Below are 1,322 nucleotides of genomic sequence, written 5' to 3'. Positions count from 1 at the left end.
GAGGCTTAGCTTCCGGGTTCGGAATGTAACCGGGCGTTTCCCTCACGCTATGACCACCGAAACACTATGAAACTGTATGACCGCACCACACCCGTGACCAAACGGTGTGGGGTCGTTGTTTCAGAACAACACAGTGGACGCGAGCAACTGAGGACAAGCCCTCGGCCTATTAGTACCGGTCAGCTCCACCCCTTACAGGGCTTCCACATCCGGCCTATCAACCCAGTCGTCTACTGGGAGCCTTACCCTCTCAAGGAGGTGGGAATATTCATCTCGAAGCAGGCTTCCCGCTTAGATGCTTTCAGCGGTTATCCCTCCCGAACGTAGCCAACCAGCCATGCCCTTGGCAGAACAACTGGCACACCAGAGGTTCGTCCGTCCCGGTCCTCTCGTACTAGGGACAGCCCTTCTCAATATTCCTACGCGCACAGCGGATAGGGACCGAACTGTCTCACGACGTTCTAAACCCAGCTCGCGTACCGCTTTAATGGGCGAACAGCCCAACCCTTGGGACCTACTCCAGCCCCAGGATGCGACGAGCCGACATCGAGGTGCCAAACCATCCCGTCGATATGGACTCTTGGGGAAGATCAGCCTGTTATCCCCGGGGTACCTTTTATCCGTTGAGCGACGGCGCTTCCACAAGCCACCGCCGGATCACTAGTCCCGACTTTCGTCCCTGCTCGACCCGTCGGTCTCACAGTCAAGCTCCCTTGTGCACTTACACTCAACACCTGATTGCCAACCAGGCTGAGGGAACCTTTGGGCGCCTCCGTTACTCTTTAGGAGGCAACCGCCCCAGTTAAACTACCCACCAGACACTGTCCCTGATCCGGATCACGGACCCAGGTTAGACATCCAGCACGACCAGAGTGGTATTTCAACGACGACTCCACGACAACTGGCGTTGCCGCTTCAAAGTCTCCCACCTATCCTACACAAGCCGAACCGAACACCAATATCAAGCTATAGTAAAGGTCCCGGGGTCTTTCCGTCCTGCTGCGCGAAACGAGCATCTTTACTCGTAATGCAATTTCACCGGGCCTATGGTTGAGACAGTCGAGAAGTCGTTACGCCATTCGTGCAGGTCGGAACTTACCCGACAAGGAATTTCGCTACCTTAGGATGGTTATAGTTACCACCGCCGTTTACTGGCGCTTAAGTTCTCAGCTTCGCCAACCCGAAGATTGACTAACCGGTCCCCTTAACGTTCCAGCACCGGGCAGGCGTCAGTCCGTATACATCGCCTTACGGCTTCGCACGGACCTGTGTTTTTAGTAAACAGTCGCTTCTCGCTGGTCTCTGCGGCCGGCCCCAGCTCA

General features: G+C 55.8%; 2 rRNA genes. Both read right to left on the bottom strand.

The features are described 5' to 3' along the window. Positions 1-61, bottom strand: a 5S ribosomal RNA gene (gene rrf, locus ACIRPK_RS36915); the annotation flags it as partial. Positions 62-149: 88 nt separating this feature from the next. Beyond that, positions 150-1,322: ribosomal RNA gene (locus tag ACIRPK_RS36910) — 23S ribosomal RNA — on the bottom strand; the annotation flags it as partial.

The sequence above is a fragment of the Kitasatospora sp. NPDC101801 genome, from assembly GCF_044766665.1.
GTDB lineage: Bacteria > Actinomycetota > Actinomycetes > Streptomycetales > Streptomycetaceae > Kitasatospora.
The sequence above is the reverse complement of the archived record's forward strand: the minus strand, read 5'-3'. Positions and strand labels throughout refer to the sequence as shown.